Genomic DNA, 22,022 nt, shown 5'->3' on the forward strand with positions numbered 1-22,022 from the left:
TGGCCACCGGACGGCGGCGGTCAGGCCAGCATGATCTGGATCTGCACGTCCAGGAATTCCGACGGCGACTTCTTCCAGCCGCTCTTGGCGTAGCGCTGCCAGCGTCCCAGGATGAAATGCAGGATCAGGCTGGCGCGGGCATGGATGTCGTCGGTGGGAGGCAGCTCGTTCAAGGCCAGCGCGTTGCGCAGGCGCTGCCGCAGCGAGGCCTCGATGCGGTCCAGGAACTGGTTCATGCGTTCCTGCAGGCGTTCGTCCTCGGACACCAGCGCATCGCCGATCAGCACCCGCGTCATGCCCTTGTTGCGCTCGGCGAAGGTCAGCAGCATCACGATGGCCTTGCGCGCCTGCGCGAGGCCGCTGGTCTCGGATTCGGAAATCACGTTGAACAGGCCGAACACCGAGCTTTCGATGAACTCGATCAAGCCCTCGAACATCTGCGCCTTGCTGGCGAAATGCCGGTACAGCGCGGCTTCGGAAACCTGGAGACGCGCGGCCAGCGCCGCGGTGGTGATGCGTTCGCCCTTGGGATGCTCGAGCATTTCGGCCAGCATCTGGAGGATCTGGGTCTTGCGCTCGCTCGTCTTGCTAGAGGCCATGTCGCGGTGGGTTTCCGTGCAAAGGAGGAAAAATCGCCCGCTTCGCAGGGCCGCCCCAGACGGAAACGGCTAACTACGGCGCAGGGCGCGACGCTGTAACAACAAGTGACTGACGGAGTTTACTTGAAGGTCGATGAAAAGCGGGCGTCCTCGATGCGTCTTGGCGAACGGCGTGCCCGGATGGCGGACGTAGACGGTGCGCATGCCGGCCTTGCGAGCGCCGCGCAGGTTGGCGGACGTGTCTTCGACCAGCACTGAATTGTTAGCGCTTACTCCCTCCATGGCCATGACGTGGCGCATCAAAGCCGGCGAAGGCTTGACCCGGAATTCACCATGGAAGCGCATGTCCTCGACCGCCCACAGGCTGTCGAAGCAGTGCAGGATGCCGAGATGGCGCAGGATGGTGCGGGCGTAATTGTGTGGCGCGTTCGTCAACAGGATCTTGCGTCCGGGCAGCCGTGACAACCGGTTACGCAAATCCTTGTCCGCGCGCACCAGCGGGCGGATGTCGAAGCTGTGGCTGCGGTGCAGGAACTCCGCCGGCGACACGCCGTGGTGCCGGACCATGCCGATCAGCGTCGCGCCGTAGCGCTGCCAGTAGCGCTTGCGCAGCACGTGGGCCTCTTCCTCGGACACGTTCAGTGTCTCCATGACCGCCTGGGTCATGGACAGGTCGATGTGCGAGAAGATGGCGTGCGAGGCATCGTGCAGCGTGTTGTCCAGGTCGAAGAACCAGACCGGCTCCCCCTTCCCCGCGCCCGCCGGCCGCCGCGTCACCCGCACGCGGCTCAACGGCCGCCGCACCTGCCGCCGCGGCGCCGACGCCACCGAAGGTACCCCAGTAACCGCCGCGGCAACTTCACTTACGTAGAGGTCCCCCCCTACGCGCTGCGCGCGCCCCCCAGGGGGCGATGCGGGCGGACCGGCGAACATGGCCCCCATCAGTGGCTTTTGATCATGGTTCCCACGCCTTGCGCGGTCAGGATTTCCAGCAGCAGACAGTGTTCGACGCGGCCGTCGACGATGTGCACGGAATTCACGCCGCTCTTGGCGGCTTCCAGGGCCGACGAGATCTTGGGCAGCATGCCGCCCGAGATGGTGCCGTCGGCGAACAGCTCGTCTATCTTGCTGGCGGTCAGGCCGGTCAAGAGGTTGCCGTTCTTGTCCAGCACGCCCGGAGTGTTGGTCATCATGATCAGCTTCTCGGCGTGCAGCACCTCGGCGATCTTGCCCGCCACCAGGTCGGCGTTGATGTTGTAGGCCATGCCGTCCTCGCCGAAGCCGATGGGCGAGATGACAGGGATGAACTGGTCGTCCTGCAGCGCCTTCACCACCGACGGGTCGACGGACGCGATCTCGCCCACGAAGCCCAGGTCCAGTTGCGCGCCGGGGTTGTTCTTGTCCGGCATCAGCATCTTGCGGGCGCGGATCAGGCCGCCGTCCTTGCCGGTCAGGCCCACGGCCTTGCCGCCGAACTCGTTGATCATCATCACGATGTCCTGCTGGACCTGGCCGCCCAGCACCCACTCCACCACTTCCATGGTCTCGGCGTCGGTCACGCGCATGCCTTGCACGAAGCTGCCCTGCTTGCCGACGCGCTTGAGCGCGTCGTCGATCTGCGGGCCCCCGCCATGCACGACGATGGGGTTCAGGCCCACCAGCTTGAGCAGCACCACGTCATGCGCGAAGCTGCGTTGCAGGCGTTCTTCCGTCATGGCGTTGCCGCCGTACTTGACCACGATGGTCTTGCCGTGGAAACGGCGGATGTACGGCAGGGCTTCGGCCAGCACGCCGGCCTTGATCCGGGGCGTGAGCGTAGCCAGCGGTCCGTGTTCGGGAGACGAGGAATCTGCTTGATGGGTGTCGGTCATGGCGGCGCGCCTGAGGGAAGGAATGGACAAACAGGCTCAATTGTAGCCACTGCGCCAGCCGGATTCCGTCCACAGGATATCCCGCCGTTATCCCCCGCTTGTCCCGGCCTTTTCCCCAGGCTTGTCCGCAGGGCTGTCCACGGCTTCCCCACAGGGTTCCACACAGCTTCTCCACATGAACGCCCCCGGTTTTCCACTGCATTTCCCCAGGAAACCCACAGCTTGCCCACAGCCTTTCCACAAGGTTGCCCACATGTTGTCCACATAGGTTTCCAACGGTCTTCCACAGCCTTGCCCCCAGGGTTGTCCACAAAAGGCGCGAAGCTTGAAATACCGCGGATTGGCCGTATTTACCTTGACATGATGGGAAGGTCTAGAATCGTCCCATTCCAGGTCAGGAGATCACCATGCAGGCGTTGAACATCGGACAGGCTTCGGAGGCATCGGGCGTCTCGGCCAAGATGATCCGGCATTACGAATCCATAGGATTGATACCGCCCGCCCACCGCACCGAATCCGGCTACCGGCTCTACGGCGAAAGCGATGTCCATACGCTGCAGTTCATTCGCAATGCGCGCGACCTGGGCTTTTCGATCCCGCAGATCGGAACGCTGCTGGAACTCTGGAATGACCGCGGCCGACCCAGCGCCGAGGTCAAGCGCCTGGCCTGCGCCCACATCGATGAACTGGACGAGAAGATCCGGGGTCTACAGGCCATGAAGGCCACGCTGGAGCAGCTTGCTTCCCACTGCCATGGGGACCACCGTCCGGACTGCCCCATCCTGAGCGGGCTGGCGACCCCGGGCATGGGCACGCGCGGCCTGGCCGAGCATACCTGCAACGGATGAAACCAATCCCCATGCCCGGGTAGCCCGCCGGTCGACCCTGTTAGCATTTCGGGTATCGGCGGCTTGCCCGCCGCGTCTATCGCAAGAAGGAGAATGCAGTGAAACGTCTACTCGCCCTGATCGCCACGGTCGCCGCGCTCGCGCTGACCGCGGGCGCCGCGCTTGCGCAGGCGCTCAATGCCGAAGGCGAGGTGCGCCGCATCGACGCGGCGAACGGCAAGGTCACCCTCAAGCACGGCCCGATCTCCAACCTTCAGTTGCCGGCCATGACGCTGGTCTTCAAGGTGGCCGACCCCTCGATGCTGAGCCAGATCAAGGCCGGCGACAACGTGCGGTTCGCCGCCGAAAAAATCAACGGCCAATACACGATCACGGCCATCCAGCCGAAATAAGGCTTACAGCACGTAGCGCGCCAGGTCCTGGTGCGCCGCGGCTTCTTCCAGCTGCCGGTTGACGTAGTCGGTATCGATGCGCACCACTTCCCCGCTCTTGCGGGTCGCGTCGAACGACAGTTCCTCCAGCAGTTTTTCCATCACCGTGTACAGCCGGCGCGCGCCGATGTTCTCGGTCTTCTCGTTCACCGCGAAGGCCAGTTCGGCCAGGCGTTCGATGCCATCGTCGGTGAATTCCAGCCTGACGCCCTCGGTTTCGAGCAGCGCGGTGTACTGCTTGACCAGCGACGCATCGGTCTCGGACAGGATGCGCACGAAATCCTTGGCCGACAGCGAATCGAGCTCGACCCGGATCGGGAAGCGCCCCTGCAGCTCGGGGATCAGGTCGGACGGCCGCGACAGGTGGAAGGCTCCCGACGCAATGAACAGGATGTGGTCCGTGCGGACCATGCCGTACTTGGTGTTGACGGTCGTACCCTCGACCAGCGGCAGCAGGTCGCGCTGCACGCCCTGGCGCGAGACGTCCGACCCGCTGGTCTCCTGGCGGGTGGCGATCTTGTCGACCTCGTCCAGGAACACGATGCCGTTCTGTTCCACGCTGGCCAACGCCTTGGTGCGCAGCTCTTCCTCGTTCACGCGGCGGCCGGCCTCCTCGTCCACCAGCAGCTTGAAGGCTTCCTTGATGCGCAGCTTGCGCGCCTTCTTCTTGCCCTGGGCCAGGCCGGCGAACATGCCGCGGATCTGCTCGGTCATTTCCTCCATGCCCGGCGGCGACATGATCTCCATCTGCGGCACCGGCTGGGCCACTTCGATCTCGATCTCCTTGTCGTCGAGCTGGCCTTCGCGCAGACGCTTGCGGAAGGTCTGGCGCGCGGCATTGTCGTCGCGCTGCGGGTTGCCCATCGCGTCGCGCGCGGGTGGCACCAGCACGTCCAGGATGCGGTCTTCGGCGGCGTCCTCTGCCTGCGTGCGCACGCGGCGCATTTCCGCTTCGCGCACCTGCTTGACGGCCACCTCGGCCAGGTCGCGGATGATGGTGTCGACGTCGCGGCCCACGTAGCCCACCTCGGTGAACTTGGTGGCCTCGACCTTCACGAAGGGCGCATCGGCCAGCTTGGCCAGGCGGCGGGCGATCTCGGTCTTGCCCACGCCCGTCGGGCCTATCATCAGGATGTTCTTGGGATGGATCTCGTGGCGCAGCGGCTCGGCCACCTGCTGGCGACGCCAGCGGTTGCGCAGCGCAATGGCCACGGAACGCTTGGCGCGGTCCTGGCCGACGATGTATTTATCCAGTTCGGAGACGATCTCACCGGGGGTCATCATGTTCATTCCAGTACCTCGACGGTGTGATGCTGGTTGGTGTAAATGCAAAGATCGCCCGCGATCGCCAGCGACTTCCTGACGATGTCCTCGGGTGCCATGTCGGTATTCTGCAGCAGTGCCAGGCCGGCCGATTGTGCATAGGCGCCGCCCGAACCGATGGCCGCCAGGCCGTGCTCGGGCTCCAGCACGTCGCCGTTGCCGGTCAGCACCAGCGTCGATTCCCGGTCGGCCACGATCAGCATGGCTTCGAGCCGGCGCAGCACGCGGTCGGTGCGCCAGTCACGCGTCAGGTCTACCGCCGCGCGCAGCAGGTGGCCCTGGTGTTTTTCCAGCTTGCCTTCGAAACGCTCGATCAGCGTGAAGGCGTCGGCCGTGGCGCCGGCGAAACCCGCCAGCACCGAATCCTTGTACAGGCGCCGCACCTTGCGGGCGCTGCCCTTCATGACGATGTTTCCCAGGGTGACCTGCCCGTCGCCGCCCAGGGCAACGCGGTTGCCGCGGCGCACGCTGATGATGGTCGTGCCGTGGAATTGTTCCATTTGCTCTTCCTGATGGGCCCGAGGCCCCGCGCTGGCGCGCCGGGCCGGCGAGCGAAAACGACTTCTGGATAGTGGGGGCGACGGGGCCCGATTCAAGAGGTGGGTCTCCCGCCCTGAGCCTTATTCCCCGGAAACCGCAAACCCGCGCAGCCACGGATCGAGATGGGCAATATCGAACGTTCCTGCCTCGAACATCTGCATCGTCTCCTTGTGGATACGCGCCGGTCGCCGTTGCAGGCGCCAGCCATTGATGCGCAGGAACACGTCGGCCGCGGCGAAAGCGATGCGCTTGTTGCTGTCCACGAACGGATGATTGATCGCCATGCTTTCCATCAGGGCCGCGGCTTCGGCCACGATATCCTCGTAATAGCCGGTTTGCGGCCGAAACAGTGCCGCTTCGATTGCACCCGGATCACGTACGCCCGGCGCGCCACCGTAGCGCTGCATCAATAGCGCATGCATGCCCAGCACGTCCGCCACGGTCAGATAATCGTGCGACACGGTCTACTTGGCCAGTTCGCGATACAGACTGTCGAATTCGTCCACACTCGACGCGAACGCAGCCATGACGTGGCGGCGGGGACGTTCTTTTTGCTGCCTGTCGATGTAATCGCGCAATGCGTCATCCAGCACTGCCTGGAATTGGCGTCCCTGGGTTTCCGCGATCTGGCGCAAGGCGGCGAGCACTTCAGGGGCGGCTTGAGAGGAGAATTTCTCCCGAACGGTTGTGGTCATGGCCGTTCCATCATGATTCATCTTGATACTTCATGATAAAGCAAGTTTTCGCGAAAAAAACGGCGCCAGAGGCGCCGTTCATACGGATCGCGCGGACGATCGCGTCAGTCGCCGTACAGCTTCTGCCGCAATTCGCGGCGTTGCTGCGCCTCCAGCGACAGCGTGGCCGTGGGCCGCGCCAGCAACCGGGCGACGCCGATGGGCTCGCCGGTTTCCTCGCACCAGCCGTACTCGCCCGACTCGATGCGGCCCAGCGCCTGCTGGACCTTCTTCAGCAGCTTGCGCTCGCGGTCGCGCGTGCGCAGTTCCAGCGCATGCTCTTCCTCGATCGTGGCGCGATCGGCCGGATCCGGCACGAAAGGCGTCTCGCGCAGGTGCTCGGTGGTTTCACCGGCGTTCTGCAGCAGTTCGCGCTCGATTTCCTGGAGCCGGCTCTTGAAAAAGGCAAGCTGCGCTTCGTTCATATAGTCGGCCTCGGGCATGGCCAACAACTCTTTTTCAGAGAGCACGGCCTCGGCCGGCTTGGTCATCACGTTTTCCAACGCGTCCTCCTGAGTGACTTTTAAGGTTTTGCTCGACGCTTTCGTTGCCATGAAAATGCTCCGCGCGAATCAATAAGGCTTTCCAATTCCCACACAGCACCGCATATTCCAATCGCTCCCGGCGAGCCGGGTATCCCACCATGGGCGCCGCGGATCCGGCTCCGCCGGTCCGCCAGCGCCGCCCCCTGGGGGCGCGCGTCAGCGCGTAGGGGGGCGACCTACACTAGGCATTGCTCCAGGCCGTGCATGAAGACGTCGCGAGGCAGGTTGCGACCAATGAAGACCAGCTTGCTGCCGCGCTTCTCGCCCGGCGCCCAGGCCCGGCCGGCATCGGCGCCCATCAGCATGTGCACGCCCTGGAACAGCATCCGGCGGTTCACGCCACTCATGTACAGAATACCCTTGTACCTCAATAAATCGGTTCCGTACACCTGCACCACGCCTCCCAGGAATTCCTCCAGGCGCATGGGATCGAACGGCTTGTCCGACTTGAAGACGAAGGCGCCGATGGCGTCGTCGTGATGGTGGTGGTGATGGCCGTGCGCATGATGGTGGCTGGGATCGTCGCAGCCGTCTACCGCGCAGTGCTCGCCGTGCTCGTGGCCGTGGCCATGATCGTGGTCGTGTCCATGGTCATGATCGTGGTCGTGCGTCGCGGCATCGGGATGCTCGTCGGCCAGGAACTCCGGATCGATGTCCAGGATGGCGTTCAGGTTGAAGCCATTGATGTCCAGGATTTCCTTCAGGTCGACTTCGCCGAAATTGACCGGCGTGATCGTGGCGCGCGGGTTGATGTGGACCAGGCGCGAACGCAGGGCCTGGTAGTCGGCGTCCTCGACCAGGTCCACCTTGGAAACCAGCAGGCGGTCGGCGAACCCAACCTGGTTGAGCGCCTCGGGCTGCTCGTCCAGCGTCTGCATGCCGTGCTTGGCGTCCACCACGGTGATGACGGCATCCAGCCTGAAGTAGCTGGCCACCTCGTCTTCCATGAAGAAGGTCTGGCACACCGGGCCGGGGTTGGCCATGCCGGTGGTCTCGATGATGACCCGCTCGAAGTCCAGCGCGCCCGCGCGCCGCTTGTCCTTGAGGTCGATCAGGATGCGCACCAGATCGCCGCGCACCGTGCAGCACACGCAGCCGTTGTTCATCTCGATGATCTGTTCGTCGCGGTCCTGGATCAGGAGATCGTTGTCCACGCCTTCCGGCCCGAACTCGTTCTCGATCACGGCGATCCGGCGGCCATGATGCTCGTTCAAAATCCGGTTGAGCAGCGTCGTCTTGCCCGCGCCCAGGAACCCCGTCAGGACAGTTACCGGAATCTGCTTCGGTGTTTTGTCCGCAGCCTTCATCTATACAGCTCCTTGCACATGCGTCCGGGGACGCGTCAATGCGTTTTGCGTTCGTCGCCGGCTTCGCGGCCGGCCTGGACGCAGGCGGGACAGCGCCCGCGAACGACCATTTCCACATCGCGCCCTTCGAAACCGTCGGGCAGGCGATCGAGATTCTGCTGGATACCCACCGGTGCATCGATACAGAACATGCGTCGGCAGACATCGCATTGGAAGTGCCCATGCGGCTCGCCGTGGTGGTGGTGCGCATGGGGCGCTCCCGCTTCGTCGCCGGGCCGGGCGACGCTGAAACGCCAGACGCGGTCTTCCCCGGCGATGCGGTGCGCGAGGCCGGACTGCACCAGCCATTCCAGCACGCGGTACACGGTGACCCGGTCGACCGACACCGACGACCCGATGCGGTCGAACAACTCCTGGTGCGACAGCGCGCTTGCCGCCTCCATCAGGGTTGCCAAGACATGCACCCGTGTCGCGGTGACTCGTGCGCCTTGGGCACGTATCGCCTCGCGGGCCAGATCCTCCACGCGTCGCTCCTTCCGTTCGGCCCGCCAAGCGGGGCCGGATTACAGCACAAGCCGCTTTGCCTGGGCAAACCCGGACTAACCCCCGGTAGGCCCCCGCGGCGCAATTGCTTTCCGCTGGAGGCGACCCCAGACAAAAAGCACCGGACGGTGTACCACGAATCGCCACCGGCAAACGCGACATGTGGGGTCGTTTTGGGGGAATTCAAGCCTTTCGGCCGATTTTGGTAACCGTTTGCGACGGCAGCGGGCACATACGCCCTGAAACGGGCCATCCGGGCAGGCACCTGGCCCGCTCCGGCCGCGCCGCTAGACCCGCTGCAGCAGCAGCCCTTTCAGGTACTCGCCTTCGGGGTGGGTCATGCGCATGGGATGGTCGATGCCGGCCGCCAGCCGTTCCAGCAGCACGAAGTCCTGCCGCGCATCCACCGCGGCGCCAGCCACGATTTTCTGGAACAGGTCCACGCTGATGGCGCCGGAACACGAGAAGGTCAGCAGGTAGCCGCCCGGCTTGACCAGCTTCATGCCCTTCAGGTTGACGTCCTTGTAGGCGCGCGCCGCCTTGTCCACGTGGTGCACCGAGGGGGCGAACTTGGGCGGGTCCAGCACCACGATATCGAACAACTGTCCCTCGGCGGCCAGCGCCTTCTGCGCCTCGGCCACCTTGGACACCCGGCACTCGAAGGCCGCTTCCGGCAGGCCGTTGCGGACCGCGTTGCGCGCGGCCATCGCCAGCGCGTCGGCCGACGAATCGACCGACACGGCGCGCGCCGCCCCGGCGCGCATCGCCGCCAGCGAAAAACCGCCCGTGTACGAGAAGCAGTTCAACACCGTGGCGCCGGGCCCGACCAGCGCGGCCAGCTCCGCCACCCGGCGCCGGCTCTCGCGCTGGTCCAGGTAGAAGCCGGTCTTGTGGCCATGGACCACGTCCACGCCGTAGCGCACGCCATCCTCGACGATCTCGACCTCGGCGGGCGGCTCCGCCCCCCGGAGCACGCCCGTGCGGGGTGCCAGGCCTTCGCGTTCCCGCGCCGCGGCGTCGGAGCGTTCGTACACGTCGGCGCAGCCGGTCGCGGCCACCAGCGCATCGACCAGGGCCTCGCGCCAGCGCTCGACCCCGGCAGCCAGGAACTGGACCACCAGTTGGCCGGCATAGCGATCGGCCACGAAACCCGGCAGGGCGTCGGCCTCGCCGAACACCAGCCGGACCGCGTCGGTGCGGCCGGCCAGCGCCGCGCGGCGAGCCACGGCGTCGGCCACCCGGGCGGCCATCCACCCGGCATCCACCGGCTCATCCTCGCGGAAGGTCCAGCAGCGCACGCGTATCTGCGAATCGGGACTGTAGGCGCCCCAGGCCAGGAAATTGCCGCGGCTGTCGACCACGCGCACGGTATCGCCGGCCAGCGGCCGGCCGACGGCCTGCGCCACGGCCGTGGCATAGACCCAGGGATGGCGCCGCAGCAGGGACTTTTCCTTGCCGGGCTTGAGAACGACGTCGTTCATCGGGACTTCTTCAAAGCGGAGGGATGGGGCCGGATGGCAGGCCGCCATGGTACCGCCGCCGGGCGCCAGGCCCAAATTGCTCCCCGCGCACGCCTGGCAGGGCCTGGAACGGATCCGCCCTATTCCTTCTTCCCGGGTTCCTTGCGACCCGCCCGCGGATGCGCCTTGTCGTACACCTTGGCCAGGTGCTGGAAATCCAGCCGGGTATAGATCTGGGTGGTCGAGATGCTGGCGTGGCCCAGCATCTCCTGCACCGCGCGCAGGTCCTCGGCCGATTGCAGCACGTGGCTGGCGAAACTGTGGCGCAGCACGTGCGGATGCACGTGGGTGGGCACGCCCGCGGCCTGGCCGCGCCTGGCCAGTTGCGCCTGGACGACGCGGGCCGAGATGCGGCGGCCGCGCAGTCCGACGAACAGCGCGTGGGCATCGCCGCCCGCGGCCAGAACGGGACGCGCGCCCAGCCAGGCGCGCAGGGCCTCGCAGGCCTGGGTGCCGACCGGCACGATGCGGCGTTTGCTGCCCTTGCCCAGCACGCTGACCTCGGCCTCGGCCAGGTCCAGCCAGCTGGATGATTCGTAGCCGGGTTCGCGCGCGTAGGCCAGGTCCAGGCCCACCAGTTCGGACAGGCGCAGGCCGCTGGAATAGAACAGTTCGAACATGGCGGTGTCGCGCAATTCGATGGCATGTCGCTGCTCGGCGCTCTGGCCGGTGACTTCCGCCGCGACGGGCGGGGTGTGATCGAGCAGGGCCTGCGTCTGGTCCACCGACAAGGCCTTGGGCAGGCCGCGCGGCGCCTTGGGGCCGCGTACGCCCGCGGCCGGATTGCCGGGCATGCCCACGCGCGGCGCCCACCATTGGTAGAAGCCGCGCCAGCTGGCCAGCAGGCGGGCCAGGCTGCGCGGGCTCATGCCCTGCGCGTGCAGTTGTCCCAGGTAGCGACGCACGTGCCCCTGCGACACGCGCTCGAGCGGCACGTCATCGGCCAGTTCGACCAGGTGGACGAGGTCCCGCCGGTAGGCGGCCAGGGTATGGGGGGAATAGCGGCGGCCCGAACCCAGGTGTTCGAGCCATTCCAGCATGGGCCGGGCCAGCGCCGGCCCCGTGGCCTCGGAACCGGGACGGGGATCGTCGGCCACGGTATGGGTCAGGCGCGCGGCGCCTCGGTCAGGAGGCGCGAGAGCGACGCGCTGGCCAGTTCACCGATGCGCGTCAGGAAGGTCGTGCCCATCGAGGGCGTGAAGCGCTCGGCGTCGGGCGATGCCAGCACCAGCAGGCCGAAGGCTTCGGGCGCGATGCCCACGCGCAGCGGGATCAGGGCCAGCGAACGCACTTCGCGATCGAGCCAGGCCGCGGCCTCGAAGCCCGAGTTGGGGCCGCAGTACGGCGACATCAGTCCATTGGCGAAGGTTCGCGCATCGGCCGAGACTTCTCCGCGCCAGGGGGCCTCGGCATCGCCCGGGGCGGTCTCGGCCCAGATGCGCAGCGCCACGTCGGGCACGCTGAAGATCTCGCCCAGGCCGCCGGCAACGGCGGCGGGCAGCGCCTGCGGATCGCTCTCCTTGAGCAGGCCCCGGCTCCACAGCAACAACCGGTCGGAGATGTGTTCGTTCTCGGAAGCGGCACGCACCAGTTCCGACACCCGCAGCTCCATGCCGCGCACGCGCTCGCGCAGCGCCAGCACCTGGCGCTCGGCCAGCGAGACGGCCTTGCCCTCGTGGGGATGGGGCACCTTCATGGTGGAGAACAGCTCGGCGTGCCGTTCGAAGAAATCGGTGTTGTCCTTGAGGTATTGCGCGACTTCGTTGGCGTCCATGTACGTTCCGGAATTCATTGTTGATTAAGGCAAGGGCGCGCGAAGCGCGTGGGGGGTGGATTCCCCCCCTCTAGCCCAGGAGGCGGTCGACGTCGACAGTGCCTTCGAACACGGTCACGGCCGGGCCGGTCATCAGCAGTTGCTCGCCGTCCCAGGCGATGGTCAGCACGCCGCCCCGCGTCTGCACGCGCACCGGCGACTCCAGCAGCCCCCGGCGGATGCCCGCGGCCACCGCCGCGCAAGCGCCCGTGCCGCAGGCCAGCGTCTCGCCCGCGCCGCGCTCGTAGACGCGCAGCCGGATGTCGTGGCGACCGACGACCTGCATGAAGCCGGCATTGACCCGGCGGGGAAAGCGCGGATGGCTCTCGACCCGCGGACCGACGGACGCCACCGGCGCCGCGTCGACGTCGTCGACCACCTGCACCGCATGCGGGTTGGAAATGCCCACGGCCGACACCCAGACGATGCGTTCGGCCTCGCCCGGCGCCGACACATCCAGCGGCCAGACGTCGTCCGCGCCTTCACGCCGCGGCGTCAGGCCCGCCGGATCGAACGGCACGGCGGCCGGATCGAAACTGGTGCGGCCCATGTCGACGCTGACCTCGCCATCGTCCTGTTCGTTCAGCACGATGATGCCGGTGCAGATCTCGGCGCGCACCGGATTGCGGTCGGTCAGCCCCTGCTCGTGCACGAAGCGCACGAAGCAGCGGGCGCCGTTGCCGCAGTGTTCGACCTCGCCGCCGTCGGCGTTGAAAATGCGATAGCGGAAGTCGGCATCGGAACGGGTGGGCCGCTCGACCAGCAGGATCTGGTCGGCGCCGATCCCGAACTGCCGATGGGCGAGCTTGCGCGCCCGCTCGGGGGTGAGCCGGATATCTTGGCGCACGCCGTCCAGGACGACGAAATCATTGCCCGCGCCATGCATTTTGGTGAAGTGCCAGGTCATGCCGGAATTATAGTCCGCGCCCAGGCACCACGCGCCGCCGGGGGCGGAGCTTGGTATTCTGGCGACTGGCCGGTCTACTGGAACTCGCAATGGCTCGTATCGTCCCCGACGGTTGGCGGGAAATCAACGCCACCGGCGCCGCCCGCCGGGAAATCGAAACCCTGGCCACGCTCGAACGCGGCCTGCCCGATTCCTACACCGTCTACCACGCCGTCCACTGGACCAACGTCGAGCACGGCTTCTCCGTCTATGGCGACATCGACTTCGCCATCGTCAACGCCGCCGGCGACCTGCTGCTGATCGAGCAGGTCAGCGGGTTTCTGGAGGAAACGCCCGAGGGGCTCTGCAAGAAATACCCCAGCCACAGCACCAACGTGCCGATACAGATCGCCCGCCAGCTGGCGGTGCTGCGCGGCCGGCTGGCCCGGCGCCCGCACCTGGACGCCATCCGCGTCGAATACCTGCTGTACTGCCCGGACTACTCGGTGCGCCACCCGGAAACCGCCGGCCTGTCGTCCGAACGCATCGTCGATGCCGCCGAACGCGACCGCCTGTGCGCGGTCATCCAGCTCGCGCTGCCGCAGGCGCCCGCCACCCAGGCCGCGCCGGCCGTGCGGCGCTTCCTGGACGACATCATCCAGCTCGAACCCGACGCCAACGCCCTGGTGGGGCAGGCGCGGGCGCTGGTCACCCGCATTTCGGGCGGCCTGGCGCACTGGGCGCGGCGGCTGGAGTTCGAGCCGTTCCGGCTGCATGTGGTGGGTACGGCGGGCTCGGGCAAGACCCAGCTGTCGCAAGCCGAATTCCGCGCGACGATCGATGCCGGGCGCCGGCCGCTGTACGTGTGTTTCAACCGGCCCCTGGCCGATCATTTCAACGGCATCGCGCCCGAAGGCGGCCTGGCCTGCACCTTCCACACGCTGTGCGACAAGGTGCTGCACGCCGCCGGCCAACCCGTGGACTTCTCCGGTCCGGACGCCTTCGACACCCTGGTGGCGCGCGCGGCGCGCGAAGAAGTTCCCGATTCGCTGCGCTTCGACACCATCATCGTCGACGAGGGCCAGGACTTCACCGACGAGTGGCGTGACCAGGTACTGCGCCACGCGCGGCCCCACTCCCGCATGATCTGGCTCGAAGACCCCATGCAGAACCTGTATGGCAAGCCGCCCGTGCATCTGCCGGGGTGGGTCACGCTGCGCGCCGACAGCAACTATCGAAGCCCGCGCAGCATCGTCAAGCTGCTGAACCGCCTCGCGCCCGATGGGCAACGCATCGAGGCGCGCGGCCCCATCGCGGCCGGCGGCCTGCACGTGCAGGTCTACGGCAATGAAGCGGAACTGCTGGCTCAAACCAAGAAGGCCATCTCGCAATGCCTGGCCGCGGGCTTCCAGCGTTCGGACATCGCCGTCGTCAGTTTCCGCGGGCGCGATAGTTCCGCGCTGCTCGGCCAGCCGCAACTCGGACCCCATGCCATGCGGACCTTCAGCGGCCGCTACGACCTGTTCGGCAAACCCGAGTTCTCGGCCGGAGAAGTGCTCATGGACTCGGTCTATCGCTTCAAGGGGCAGGCCGCGCCGGCCATCGTGTTCACCGAAGTGGATTTCGACCAGCTCGACGAGCGCACGGCGCGCAAGCTGTTCGTGGGAGCGACCCGGGCCATGCTGCGGCTGGAGCTGGTCGTTTCGCGACACGCGATGGAACATGGACTGGGGGCGCTGCTGCAGGACGTCGTCTGACAGCCGGCAGGATCTGCAGATGGCGATGGAGGTGGGCTTGGAGGCCCACTGCGCCAAGCCTATCCGGGTGCGATCGCTGATGGCGGCGGTCCGGGACGGGCTGGCAAAATCGGCCGCGCCGCGGTAACGCGATCTCTTCCCGGCGGCGCGGCGCTATTCCGTCACCTTGATCCCGGCCCGCTGGATCACCCGGTGCCACTTTTCCCCGTCGCTGCGGATCAGCGCGGCGAACTCCGCAGGCGTGTTGGCAACGACGTCGCCGCCCAGCGAGGTCATGACCTGACGCCTGACGTCCGGCGTGGAAAGAACCCTGGCCAGCGCCGCGTGCAGTTTCTGCACGACGGCGTCCGGCGTGCCTTTTGGCGCCACCAGCCCGTACCAGACGCTGGCCTCGAACCCGGGCACCCCGCTTTCGGCCACGGTGGGAATGTCGGGATAGCCGGACAGGCGCTTGTTGGATGTCACGGCCAGGACCCGCGCCTTGCCGGCCTGGACCATGGGCATGACGTCGTTGCCGAACACCATCTGGATCACGCCCGCCGCCAGTTCGTTGTTGCGCGTGGCGGTCGCCTTATAGGGCACGTGCACGGTCTGCACGCCCGCCATGTCGTTGAACAGCTCGGCCGCCAGGTGCGACGAGGTGCCGTTGCCGGACGAGCCCACGTTCAGCTTGCGCGGTTCGCGCTTGGCCAGCGCCACCAGCTCCGAAACGCTGGCGGCCGGGACACCGGCGTTTACCGCCAGGAAGAACGGCGTGGAAGCGACCACGGTGACCGGCTCGAAATCCCGCACCGGATCGTAGCGCAACTGACCGTACAGATAGGGGTTGATCGACAGCGTCGTCACCGTGGCCATCAGCAGTGTGTAGCCGTCGCCCGGCGATCGGGCGACTTGCTCGGCGGCCAGCATGGTGCTGGCGCCGGGTCGGTTCTCGACGATGACCGTCTGGTGCAGTTCGTGGCCCAGCCGGTCGGCCACGATGCGAGACAGCTGATCTGCCGCCCCGCCGGGCGCGTGCGCGCAGATGATGCGCAAGGGCTTGTCGGGATACTCCGCCGCCGCGGGCAGCGCCGCGCACGAGAACACACATACGGAAAGCAGGCACATCCGCCTGGCGAAAAGGGTGCGAACCGTCATGATCGGTGTCTCCGGAATGGCTGTTATCGTGAGAGCCCGCCCGCTCGGCCGGAACGCACCGCGCGGGCCGGCCGGGTGCGAAATGCGGGCCGACGAAGACGGCATCGGCATCCGGCCAGGGTCAGCCCCTAATGTGTTGAATAAGCGATGCGGGCACAATCCATTTAAGCTCATGGGAGCGTGAGTTTTCATCACAAACGATGCGCCGTCTGCCCCCCTTGAACGCCATACGCGCCTTCGAAGCCGCCGCCAGGCATCTGAGCTTCACCAAGGCCGCCAGTGAGCTTTGCGTCACGCACGGCGCCGTCAGCCGGCAGGTCGCGGCGCTCGAACACCACCTGGGCCTGCAGCTGTTCCGCCGGCTCAACCACCAGATACAGCTCACCGACGAGGGCCGCACGCTGCTGGCCGAGGTCGGCCCGGCGCTCGACCGCATCGCCCTGTCCACCTATGCGCTGACCCGCAAGGCCGGCCGGGTGGTGCTTTCGATCAACGCTCCACCCACGTTCACGATGAAATGGCTGATTCCGCGCATGTCGGGCTTTCAGCGCCGGCATCCCGAGGTGGAATTGCGCCTGACCACCAGCATCGCGCCGGTGGAGTCCATGGCGTTGCCCGAACTCGATGCGGTGATCCGCCGGCTGCCCGCGCCGCTGGCCCGTTTCGACAGCCGCGAATTCCTGCGCACCAACCTCGTGGCGGTATGCGCGCCCGAGATCCTCGAGCGCGCGTCCATCCGCGGCAGCCAGGACCTGGCGCGGCATACGCTGATCAACGCGTCCACGCATCCGCATGCCTGGGAACAATGGTTCGCGGCGGCCGGCCTGGAAGCGATCACGCCGGGCGGGCTGCTGATGTTCGAGGAGATGTACTTCGCGCTCCAGGCCGCGGTCGATGGTCTGGGCATCGCGCTGGTGCCGGAGCCGCTGGCGGTGGACGACATCGCCGCGGGAAGGCTGGCGGCGCCGCTGGGCGCACCGCGCGTCTACGACCCGAGCTACTACCTGATCGCGTCGCCGCACACCACCCACCGGGCGCTGCTGGACGACTTCACCGAGTGGCTGTGCGAGCAGGGCGACGAATCCGATCGCCTGTGCGTCGAGGTGCTGGGCCAGCGGCATCGCCGCTAAGGCCATGCGTCGGCGGACACGCGGGTCGTGCCGGCGCGACACGCGCTACACGCTTTCCGGCGGCTCGCGATAGGGCACGGCCTGCTTGCTCATCCGCCAGATCATGCGCGCCGAGGGCACGGCGCGCTCTTCCAGCAAATGGCCGACCAGGCCGCCGGCGCGCGACACCACCGAATAGCAGCGCATCGCCTCGACCGGGATACCGATCTCCAGGAACAGCGCGCCCATCGCGCCGGTGGCGTTGATGGTCAGGTGGCGGCCGTAGACGCGATCGACCACCCCGCCCAGTTGCTCCAGTAGCGCCACGTAGCGGCCGGCCTGGCCGGCCTCGCGGGCGACCTGCAGCAGGCGCGGCGTGCGCGGATCGTCGGGCTTGTGCGTGGCATGGCCGAAACCCGGCGCTGGCAGGCGCTGTCCGCGCAACCGGGCGACGCGCGTCTCCATGGCCTGCTCCAGCTCCTCGGCCGGCGCCGCGGCCTCGATCTCCAGCAACAGGCGCGCGCAATTCTCGGTCGTGCCCGCGAACACGCTGCCGATGGCCAGCAACCCGCTCGCCACCGCCACCTGCGGCTCCTCCGGCACGCTATCGGCCATCAGCCGGGCGATCACGGCGCTCGGCGTCAGCCCATGCTCCATCAGCGTCACTAGGCACGCATCCAGCACCCGCACCTGCCCCGCCTGCGGCATGCGCCCGCAAGTCAGGAAATACAGCATCTCGGTGAAGCTGCAATGCCCCACCAGCTCATTGATCAGGTCCTTGCCCCGCACCCGCACCGACGTCGCATCCGAATACCCCGTATGCGTATAAGGCCCCTCGGCACCCCGGTCAGCCATCACGACTCCCTTTTCCGTTCGTCCCTCATTAGCCACGCGATGCACTGTATGGTTTCCCAGGGCACCGCGGATCCGGCTTTGCCGGTCCGCCAGTGCCGCCCCTTGAGGGGCGCGGCGTAGCCGCGTAGAGGTGGGCTTCCCTTCCGGTCCGCCAGTGCCGCCCTCTGGGGGCCGCGCGTCAGCGCGTAGGGGAGGTCATCTCCAGGGCTATACCAGTTTTGCGTAGCCCACCAAGGTCTTGCCGAACTGCGACTCGCACTGGGCATGGCCATCGTCGTCGATGGAGACCTTCAACTCGTCGCCGGGGCAGACCGGGGCAACGAACTTGACCGAGATCTCGCCGCGAGTGTGCCAGTCCTTGCCGTACTTGCGCGCGGCCAGGTCGGCCACGTAGCCCAGGTACATCAGGCCGTGCCCGAGCGTACCGCGAAAGCCGCGCGCTTTGGCGTATTCGTCGTCGTAGTGCAGGATGTCGTTGTCGCCGTTCAGGCGGCCGTAGGCGTCGAACATTTCCTGGGTCTGCGGGATGGTGCGTTCCATGGCGTCCTCATTCGGGAAAGGCGGAGGTGTGTACGATGCTGGTCAGTTTCTGGCCGTCGGCGCGGCGGAAGTCGACCGAATAGCAGATGTACTTGCGGCCCTTCTTCTCGTACTTGTCTTCGAGCCGGCCCGAGCCGATGACTTCGGTTTCCTCGTCGGCCCAGATCGGGTGATGGAAGGAGAAGGTATTGCCGATCATGATGCCGCCCTGCTGCGGCGGATATTTGCGGTACATCACCGCCATCAGGTAGACCGCCACCACATTGGGCGGCGCGGCGCGGCGGCCGTCGATCACGTAGGCTTCGGGCGTGCCGCTGACCACCGACAGGTATTCGTCGATCACGTCCGGCGTGATGGTGAAGCGCAGTTCGGGAAACTCCGCGCCGATCTGCCAATCCTTGAACAGGGCGGCGGGCAGGTCCCCTTCGCGGGGCTTGACTTCGCTGGGTCGCGTCATGCTGGTCCTCCTTCGGAAATGACACGTTGTTGAACGAGCTGGTCGATGGCGGCATCGTCGTAGCCGCACAGGCGCCGCAGCGTGGCGCGCGAGTCCGCGCCCAGCGCCGGGGGATAGGACAGGGGTTCGGCCCCCGCGTACTTGAAGGGATTGCCCAGGAAGCGCAAGGTCTTGCCCGAGCGCGGATGTGGCAGTTCCTCGACCATGGCGCGCAGCCGGGCGAGCGGCTGCTCGACCGCGTCGGCGACGCTGTTCACCGGCGCCGCCGGCACGCGCGACGCGAACAAATGCTCGGCCCACTCGGTCGAGGCGCGCGCGGCGAATACCTCGTTCAGGATGGCGGTCAGCGCCTCGACGTTCTCCACCCTGTCCTTGGCCAGCTTGAAGCGCGGATCCTCGGCAAGATCGGTGCGGCCGATGGCCGCGCAAAAGGTCTGCCAGAACTGCTGGCCGGTCGGCGAGACCGCGATGAAGCGGCCGTCCAGGCACGGGTAGATGTCGCTGGGCGCGATGACCGGGTGGCGCGCGCCGTTGGCGGTTGGCACCTCCCCAGACAGGAAATAGTTTTGCGCCTGCCAGGTCAGCAGCGCGAGCTGGCAATCCAGCAGCGAGACCTGCACCAGATCGCCGCGGCCCGACTTGAGCGCCTTGAGCATGCCGCCCACGCAGGCCAGCGCGAGATACAGCCCGCCCGCCAGGTCGGCGATCTGGTAGCCCACCCGCACCGGCCGGCCGCCGGGCTCGCCCGTCACGCTCATCACGCCGCTGAGCGCCTGAACGATCAGATCGAAGGCCGGCGCGCTGGCATAGGGGGGCTGGTCATGCAGGCCGATCAACTGGGCGATGCACAGCCGGGGGTTGATGGCCAGCAAGGTGTCGCGGTCCAGCCCCAGCCGCCTGGGCACGTCGGGCGCGAAGCCGTAGAGCACGGCGTCGCTGCGGCGCACCAGATCGTAGAACACCTCGCGGCCCTTCGGGTTCTTGAGATCCAGCGCCAGGCTGGACTTGCCCCGGTTGACCGACAGGAAAAAGCCCGGGTCGCCCTCGAACTCCATGGCATGGCGCGACACCTGGCGCGCCATGTCGCCTTCGAGCGGCTCGATCTTGATGACCTCGGCGCCGAGCTGCGCCAGCAACTGGCCGGCGAACGGGCCGCCGAGCACCCAGGTCAGGTCCAGGACAGTGAATGATGAAAGCATGCTCTCTCCGTGCTCCGGCACGATGGCTTGCCGGTGGAGAGATCATGCGCAGGGCGGACGCCGCGCTCAATCGAATAAGTCGGGGAGGGGCGTGAGGAAAACTCACGTGGAGGGGCTGGCGGCCTCGTGCCCGGCAGCGGAGCGAAAGTCTTCAATCCACCGTCGCGCCCGACTCCCTCACCACCGCCCCCCGCTTGGCGATCTCGCTCCGGATGAAGCGGCTGAAGGATTCGGGCGAATCGCCCACGGGCTGCATGACTTGAGCCAAGGCTATTGAAGAGTTCGCCGGCAATGTGCATCGAGGTGCCATTGCCGGCCGAACCGCGATTCACCTTGCCCGGATGCTTGCGGACGTAAGCCAGGAACTCGCCCATATTGGACACCGGCACGGTGGTCGGATTGACCAGCAGCACCAGCGGATAGGACACCACCTGGGAGATTGGCGCGAAATCCTTCAACGCGTCGTAATTGAGCTTGCGATACAGCGCGGGATTGATGCCATGCGTGCTGACTGAACCCATCAGCAGCGTGTAGCCGTCGGGCTCGGCGCGCGCGACGGTCTCGGAGGCGATCACGCCGACGCCCCCTCCGCGGTTCTCCACGATGAAAGGAACTCCCATGTCCTGCGACAGCTTTTCCCCAAGCAGCCGTGCGACCAGATCGGTCGGGCCGCCGGGCGCGGCGCCGACGATGATGCGCACGGCTTTGGAGGGATAACCATTCTGGGCCGGCGCGGGACCGGCGAACGCGATGGCGCAGGCAAGCGGGACGTAGCGTAGCAGGGAATGCATGAAGATCTCCTCGTCGCCAGGCGGCGGTTGCGCCGGGCTGGTGGCACGCCTGGGGCTAGGGCGGCCACGTGCGCGTGGAGCTGGAGGACAACCTGTACCTGTCGCAAGGCGTGCAGGCCCGCAGCAACGCGGAACTGGTCGAGCGCGCGGTGCAGATCCTGCACGCGCTCGACATGGACCCGGCCGCGCCCGACGAGGCGCGGCGCCTGATCGGCCTGCCGCCGCGATGACCACGGAAGAACCGTTGCGCGTCGCGCTGGCGCAGGTGCGGCCGGGTCCGGACCGTGCCGACGACGTCGAAACCGCCGTGCGCAACCTCGCGCGGGAGCTGGACATGTGGGTGCTGCTGGGCTCGCTCGTGGTTCCCGACGGACCGCGCCACATGTTCAACCGCAGCCTGCTGTTCGATGCCGCAGGCCGCCTGGCCGCCCGCTACGACAAGCTCCACCTGTTCGACGCCACGCTGGCCGGCGCGCGCATCTTCGTGGTCCCCCGCCCGCGCCACCGGCGCCGCCCACTGGCATGCGCTGCTGCGCGCCCGCGCCATCGAGAACGGCGCCTTCGTGCTGGCGCCCGCGACCTGCGGCGACAGCCCCGGCGGCCGGGCCAGCTACGGCCACAGCCTGGCGCTGGGCCCCTGGGGCGACACGCTGGGCGAACTGGGCGACGAGCCCGACTGCCTGACCGTGCCGCTGGACCTGGCCGCCGTGACCCGGGTCCGCGCGGAGCTGCCCGGCCTGTCCCACGAGCGCGCGTTCAGCCTGCGGCTGGCGGGCCCTTCCCCACTTGTTCCCTCCGACGGAATGCCTCATGACACAACCGCATGAACAGCGCTCGCCCGCCCGGCCGAGCCAGCCCCCGAACCTTCGCTCGCGCTACGTCGATGCCGCCGCCATGGCCTGGCACCCGACGGACTTCCCCGGCATCGACATGAAGATCCTGTATGCCGATGCCGACAGCGGCATGTCGACCATCCTGTTCCGGATGGCGCCCGGTTCGGTCGTGCCCCTGCACGAGCACACGGCGCTGGAGCAAACCTACATCCTGTCCGGACGCCTGGTGGACGACGAGGGCGAGGTGGGTCCGGGGGGCTTCGTCTGGCGGCCGGGCGGCAACATCCACATCGCCCGCGCCCCGGAAGGGGCGACCTTCCTCTCGGTCTTCATGAAGCCCAACCGCTTCTTCGGCGGGGCGAAGTTCTTCACCGAGTGATGCCC

27 protein-coding genes and 1 pseudogene are annotated in these 22,022 nt (G+C 67.1%); 8 read left to right on the plus strand and 20 right to left on the minus strand.

Annotation, left to right across the window (positions count from 1 at the left end; genetic code table 11):
- Positions 1 to 20: 20 nt before the first annotated feature.
- From slmA to argB, 3 genes are all read right to left on the minus strand, one after another.
- Positions 21 to 599, minus strand: a complete 579-nt coding sequence (gene slmA, locus ABD104_RS19330; protein ID WP_343928038.1) for a nucleoid occlusion factor SlmA — start codon at positions 597 to 599, stop codon at positions 21 to 23.
- 69 nt (positions 600 to 668) lie between these two features.
- Complete coding sequence (locus ABD104_RS19335) at positions 669 to 1,391, minus strand: pyrimidine 5'-nucleotidase (RefSeq protein WP_254914585.1); 723 nt, start codon at positions 1,389 to 1,391, stop codon at positions 669 to 671.
- Between the two features lie 149 nt (positions 1,392 to 1,540).
- A complete protein-coding gene (gene argB / locus ABD104_RS19340; RefSeq protein ID WP_087838664.1) occupies positions 1,541 to 2,470 on the minus strand; it encodes an acetylglutamate kinase in 930 nt (309 codons plus the stop codon).
- A gap of 416 nt (positions 2,471 to 2,886) precedes the next feature.
- Here argB and cueR point away from each other — a divergent pair, with 416 nt between their 5' ends.
- The gene (gene cueR / locus ABD104_RS19345; protein ID WP_087838751.1) at positions 2,887 to 3,318 is read left to right on the plus strand and encodes a Cu(I)-responsive transcriptional regulator; all 432 of its coding nucleotides are present in this window, start codon (positions 2,887 to 2,889) and stop codon (positions 3,316 to 3,318) included.
- Positions 3,319 to 3,416: 98 nt separating this feature from the next.
- On the plus strand, positions 3,417 to 3,710 hold the full coding sequence (locus ABD104_RS19350) for a copper-binding protein (RefSeq protein ID WP_087838665.1): 294 nt from the start codon (positions 3,417 to 3,419) through the stop codon (positions 3,708 to 3,710).
- 3 nt (positions 3,711 to 3,713) lie between these two features.
- Here ABD104_RS19350 and hslU read toward each other — a convergent pair whose 3' ends face one another.
- The 11 genes from hslU to dapF form a co-directional block, all read right to left on the minus strand.
- Positions 3,714 to 5,030: an ATP-dependent protease ATPase subunit HslU gene (gene hslU / locus ABD104_RS19355; protein ID WP_087838752.1), complete on the minus strand. Its 1,317-nt coding sequence runs from the start codon at positions 5,028 to 5,030 to the stop codon at positions 3,714 to 3,716.
- Between the two features lie 5 nt (positions 5,031 to 5,035).
- Positions 5,036 to 5,572 (minus strand): ATP-dependent protease subunit HslV, encoded by a 537-nt coding sequence (gene hslV, locus ABD104_RS19360; RefSeq protein ID WP_087782942.1) that lies wholly within the window; start codon positions 5,570 to 5,572, stop codon positions 5,036 to 5,038.
- Positions 5,573 to 5,692: 120 nt separating this feature from the next.
- Positions 5,693 to 6,073 (minus strand): type II toxin-antitoxin system death-on-curing family toxin, encoded by a 381-nt coding sequence (locus ABD104_RS19365; RefSeq protein WP_087838666.1) that lies wholly within the window; start codon positions 6,071 to 6,073, stop codon positions 5,693 to 5,695.
- Between the two features lie 3 nt (positions 6,074 to 6,076).
- Positions 6,077 to 6,307 carry a hypothetical protein gene (locus ABD104_RS19370; protein WP_087838667.1) on the minus strand — a complete coding sequence of 77 codons (231 nt, stop codon included), beginning with the start codon at positions 6,305 to 6,307 and terminating at the stop codon, positions 6,077 to 6,079.
- A gap of 104 nt (positions 6,308 to 6,411) precedes the next feature.
- The gene (gene dksA, locus ABD104_RS19375; protein WP_370282629.1) at positions 6,412 to 6,837 is read right to left on the minus strand and encodes an RNA polymerase-binding protein DksA; all 426 of its coding nucleotides are present in this window, start codon (positions 6,835 to 6,837) and stop codon (positions 6,412 to 6,414) included.
- Positions 6,838 to 7,067: 230 nt separating this feature from the next.
- Complete coding sequence (locus ABD104_RS19380; protein WP_279815800.1) at positions 7,068 to 8,198, minus strand: CobW family GTP-binding protein; 1,131 nt, start codon at positions 8,196 to 8,198, stop codon at positions 7,068 to 7,070.
- Positions 8,199 to 8,233: 35 nt separating this feature from the next.
- The gene (locus ABD104_RS19385) at positions 8,234 to 8,722 is read right to left on the minus strand and encodes a Fur family transcriptional regulator (RefSeq protein WP_132979578.1); all 489 of its coding nucleotides are present in this window, start codon (positions 8,720 to 8,722) and stop codon (positions 8,234 to 8,236) included.
- Between the two features lie 306 nt (positions 8,723 to 9,028).
- Entirely contained in the window at positions 9,029 to 10,222 is a 1,194-nt protein-coding gene (locus ABD104_RS19390; RefSeq protein WP_087838673.1) for a class I SAM-dependent rRNA methyltransferase, read from the minus strand.
- Positions 10,223 to 10,341: 119 nt separating this feature from the next.
- Positions 10,342 to 11,301, minus strand: a complete 960-nt coding sequence (xerC, locus tag ABD104_RS19395; RefSeq protein ID WP_087838753.1) for a tyrosine recombinase XerC — start codon at positions 11,299 to 11,301, stop codon at positions 10,342 to 10,344.
- Between the two features lie 65 nt (positions 11,302 to 11,366).
- A complete protein-coding gene (locus tag ABD104_RS19400; RefSeq protein ID WP_279815796.1) occupies positions 11,367 to 12,035 on the minus strand; it encodes a DUF484 family protein in 669 nt (222 codons plus the stop codon).
- A 70-nt stretch (positions 12,036 to 12,105) separates the two neighbouring features.
- Complete coding sequence (dapF, locus tag ABD104_RS19405) at positions 12,106 to 12,981, minus strand: diaminopimelate epimerase (RefSeq protein WP_087838675.1); 876 nt, start codon at positions 12,979 to 12,981, stop codon at positions 12,106 to 12,108.
- Positions 12,982 to 13,070: 89 nt separating this feature from the next.
- On the opposite strand from dapF, the gene ABD104_RS19410 reads away from it, so the two are divergent.
- Complete coding sequence (locus tag ABD104_RS19410) at positions 13,071 to 14,717, plus strand: DEAD/DEAH box helicase (RefSeq protein WP_279815794.1); 1,647 nt, start codon at positions 13,071 to 13,073, stop codon at positions 14,715 to 14,717.
- 153 nt (positions 14,718 to 14,870) lie between these two features.
- Here ABD104_RS19410 and ABD104_RS19415 read toward each other — a convergent pair whose 3' ends face one another.
- Positions 14,871 to 15,854 (minus strand): Bug family tripartite tricarboxylate transporter substrate binding protein, encoded by a 984-nt coding sequence (locus ABD104_RS19415; RefSeq protein ID WP_279815792.1) that lies wholly within the window; start codon positions 15,852 to 15,854, stop codon positions 14,871 to 14,873.
- 200 nt (positions 15,855 to 16,054) lie between these two features.
- On the opposite strand from ABD104_RS19415, the gene gcvA reads away from it, so the two are divergent.
- Entirely contained in the window at positions 16,055 to 16,984 is a 930-nt protein-coding gene (gene gcvA, locus ABD104_RS19420) for a transcriptional regulator GcvA (RefSeq protein WP_279815790.1), read from the plus strand.
- 45 nt (positions 16,985 to 17,029) lie between these two features.
- Here gcvA and ABD104_RS19425 read toward each other — a convergent pair whose 3' ends face one another.
- The 5 genes from ABD104_RS19425 to ABD104_RS19445 form a co-directional block, all read right to left on the minus strand.
- The gene (locus ABD104_RS19425) at positions 17,030 to 17,818 is read right to left on the minus strand and encodes a citryl-CoA lyase (protein WP_279815788.1); all 789 of its coding nucleotides are present in this window, start codon (positions 17,816 to 17,818) and stop codon (positions 17,030 to 17,032) included.
- Between the two features lie 207 nt (positions 17,819 to 18,025).
- Positions 18,026 to 18,358 (minus strand): MaoC family dehydratase, encoded by a 333-nt coding sequence (locus ABD104_RS19430; protein WP_279815786.1) that lies wholly within the window; start codon positions 18,356 to 18,358, stop codon positions 18,026 to 18,028.
- 7 nt (positions 18,359 to 18,365) lie between these two features.
- Complete coding sequence (locus ABD104_RS19435) at positions 18,366 to 18,815, minus strand: hotdog family protein (protein WP_279815785.1); 450 nt, start codon at positions 18,813 to 18,815, stop codon at positions 18,366 to 18,368.
- The gene (locus ABD104_RS19440) at positions 18,812 to 20,014 is read right to left on the minus strand and encodes a CaiB/BaiF CoA transferase family protein (protein WP_279815783.1); all 1,203 of its coding nucleotides are present in this window, start codon (positions 20,012 to 20,014) and stop codon (positions 18,812 to 18,814) included. Before ABD104_RS19440 ends, ABD104_RS19435 begins: the two co-directional genes overlap by 4 nt.
- On the minus strand, positions 19,984 to 20,805 hold the full coding sequence (locus ABD104_RS19445) for a Bug family tripartite tricarboxylate transporter substrate binding protein (protein ID WP_343928039.1): 822 nt from the start codon (positions 20,803 to 20,805) through the stop codon (positions 19,984 to 19,986). Before ABD104_RS19445 ends, ABD104_RS19440 begins: the two co-directional genes overlap by 31 nt.
- A 68-nt stretch (positions 20,806 to 20,873) precedes the next feature.
- Between ABD104_RS19445 and ABD104_RS19450 the strand changes: the two genes are divergently transcribed.
- From ABD104_RS19450 to ABD104_RS19460, 4 genes and pseudogenes are all read left to right on the plus strand, one after another.
- On the plus strand, positions 20,874 to 21,035 hold the full coding sequence (locus ABD104_RS19450; protein ID WP_279815779.1) for a 3-keto-5-aminohexanoate cleavage protein: 162 nt from the start codon (positions 20,874 to 20,876) through the stop codon (positions 21,033 to 21,035).
- A 104-nt stretch (positions 21,036 to 21,139) separates the two neighbouring features.
- Positions 21,140 to 21,214: pseudogene (locus ABD104_RS30345) on the plus strand (hypothetical protein); the annotation flags it as partial.
- Entirely contained in the window at positions 21,213 to 21,632 is a 420-nt protein-coding gene (locus tag ABD104_RS19455; protein ID WP_343928040.1) for a nitrilase-related carbon-nitrogen hydrolase, read from the plus strand. The pseudogene ABD104_RS30345 and the gene ABD104_RS19455, both read left to right, overlap by 2 nt.
- Positions 21,616 to 22,017, plus strand: coding sequence for a cupin domain-containing protein (locus tag ABD104_RS19460; protein ID WP_087838688.1), 402 nt, complete (start codon positions 21,616 to 21,618; stop codon positions 22,015 to 22,017). The genes ABD104_RS19455 and ABD104_RS19460 overlap by 17 nt, the downstream gene beginning before the upstream one ends.
- The last annotated feature ends 5 nt before the right edge of the window (positions 22,018 to 22,022 follow it).

The sequence above is a fragment of the Pigmentiphaga daeguensis genome (genome assembly GCF_039523035.1).
GTDB classification, from domain to species: Bacteria; Pseudomonadota; Gammaproteobacteria; order Burkholderiales; family Burkholderiaceae_B; genus Pigmentiphaga; species Pigmentiphaga daeguensis.

Bases quoted from the DNA above. Each gene is read 5' to 3' on its own strand.
- xerC (WP_087838753.1), bottom strand. From the start codon at position 11,301: ATGCTGGAATGGCTCGAACACCTGGGTTCGGGCCGCCGCTATTCCCCC.
- hslV (WP_087782942.1), bottom strand. From the start codon at position 5,572: ATGGAACAATTCCACGGCACGACCATCATCAGCGTGCGCCGCGGCAAC.
- ABD104_RS19460 (WP_087838688.1), top strand. From the start codon at position 21,616: ATGACACAACCGCATGAACAGCGCTCGCCCGCCCGGCCGAGCCAGCCC.
- ABD104_RS19380 (WP_279815800.1), bottom strand. From the start codon at position 8,198: ATGAAGGCTGCGGACAAAACACCGAAGCAGATTCCGGTAACTGTCCTG.
- argB (WP_087838664.1), bottom strand. From the start codon at position 2,470: ATGACCGACACCCATCAAGCAGATTCCTCGTCTCCCGAACACGGACCG.
- dapF (WP_087838675.1), bottom strand. From the start codon at position 12,981: ATGACCTGGCACTTCACCAAAATGCATGGCGCGGGCAATGATTTCGTC.
- ABD104_RS19455 (WP_343928040.1), top strand. From the start codon at position 21,213: ATGCCGCAGGCCGCCTGGCCGCCCGCTACGACAAGCTCCACCTGTTCG.
- ABD104_RS19425 (WP_279815788.1), bottom strand. From the start codon at position 17,818: ATGGCTGACCGGGGTGCCGAGGGGCCTTATACGCATACGGGGTATTCG.
- dksA (WP_370282629.1), bottom strand. From the start codon at position 6,837: ATGACCAAGCCGGCCGAGGCCGTGCTCTCTGAAAAAGAGTTGTTGGCC.
- ABD104_RS19410 (WP_279815794.1), top strand. From the start codon at position 13,071: ATGGCTCGTATCGTCCCCGACGGTTGGCGGGAAATCAACGCCACCGGC.
- slmA (WP_343928038.1), bottom strand. From the start codon at position 599: ATGGCCTCTAGCAAGACGAGCGAGCGCAAGACCCAGATCCTCCAGATG.
- ABD104_RS19430 (WP_279815786.1), bottom strand. From the start codon at position 18,358: ATGGAACGCACCATCCCGCAGACCCAGGAAATGTTCGACGCCTACGGC.
- ABD104_RS19400 (WP_279815796.1), bottom strand. From the start codon at position 12,035: ATGGACGCCAACGAAGTCGCGCAATACCTCAAGGACAACACCGATTTC.
- ABD104_RS19435 (WP_279815785.1), bottom strand. From the start codon at position 18,815: ATGACGCGACCCAGCGAAGTCAAGCCCCGCGAAGGGGACCTGCCCGCC.
- gcvA (WP_279815790.1), top strand. From the start codon at position 16,055: ATGCGCCGTCTGCCCCCCTTGAACGCCATACGCGCCTTCGAAGCCGCC.
- hslU (WP_087838752.1), bottom strand. From the start codon at position 5,030: ATGACCCCCGGTGAGATCGTCTCCGAACTGGATAAATACATCGTCGGC.
- ABD104_RS19415 (WP_279815792.1), bottom strand. From the start codon at position 15,854: ATGACGGTTCGCACCCTTTTCGCCAGGCGGATGTGCCTGCTTTCCGTA.
- ABD104_RS19440 (WP_279815783.1), bottom strand. From the start codon at position 20,014: ATGCTTTCATCATTCACTGTCCTGGACCTGACCTGGGTGCTCGGCGGC.
- ABD104_RS19445 (WP_343928039.1), bottom strand. From the start codon at position 20,805: ATGCATTCCCTGCTACGCTACGTCCCGCTTGCCTGCGCCATCGCGTTC.
- ABD104_RS19370 (WP_087838667.1), bottom strand. From the start codon at position 6,307: ATGACCACAACCGTTCGGGAGAAATTCTCCTCTCAAGCCGCCCCTGAA.
- ABD104_RS19390 (WP_087838673.1), bottom strand. From the start codon at position 10,222: ATGAACGACGTCGTTCTCAAGCCCGGCAAGGAAAAGTCCCTGCTGCGG.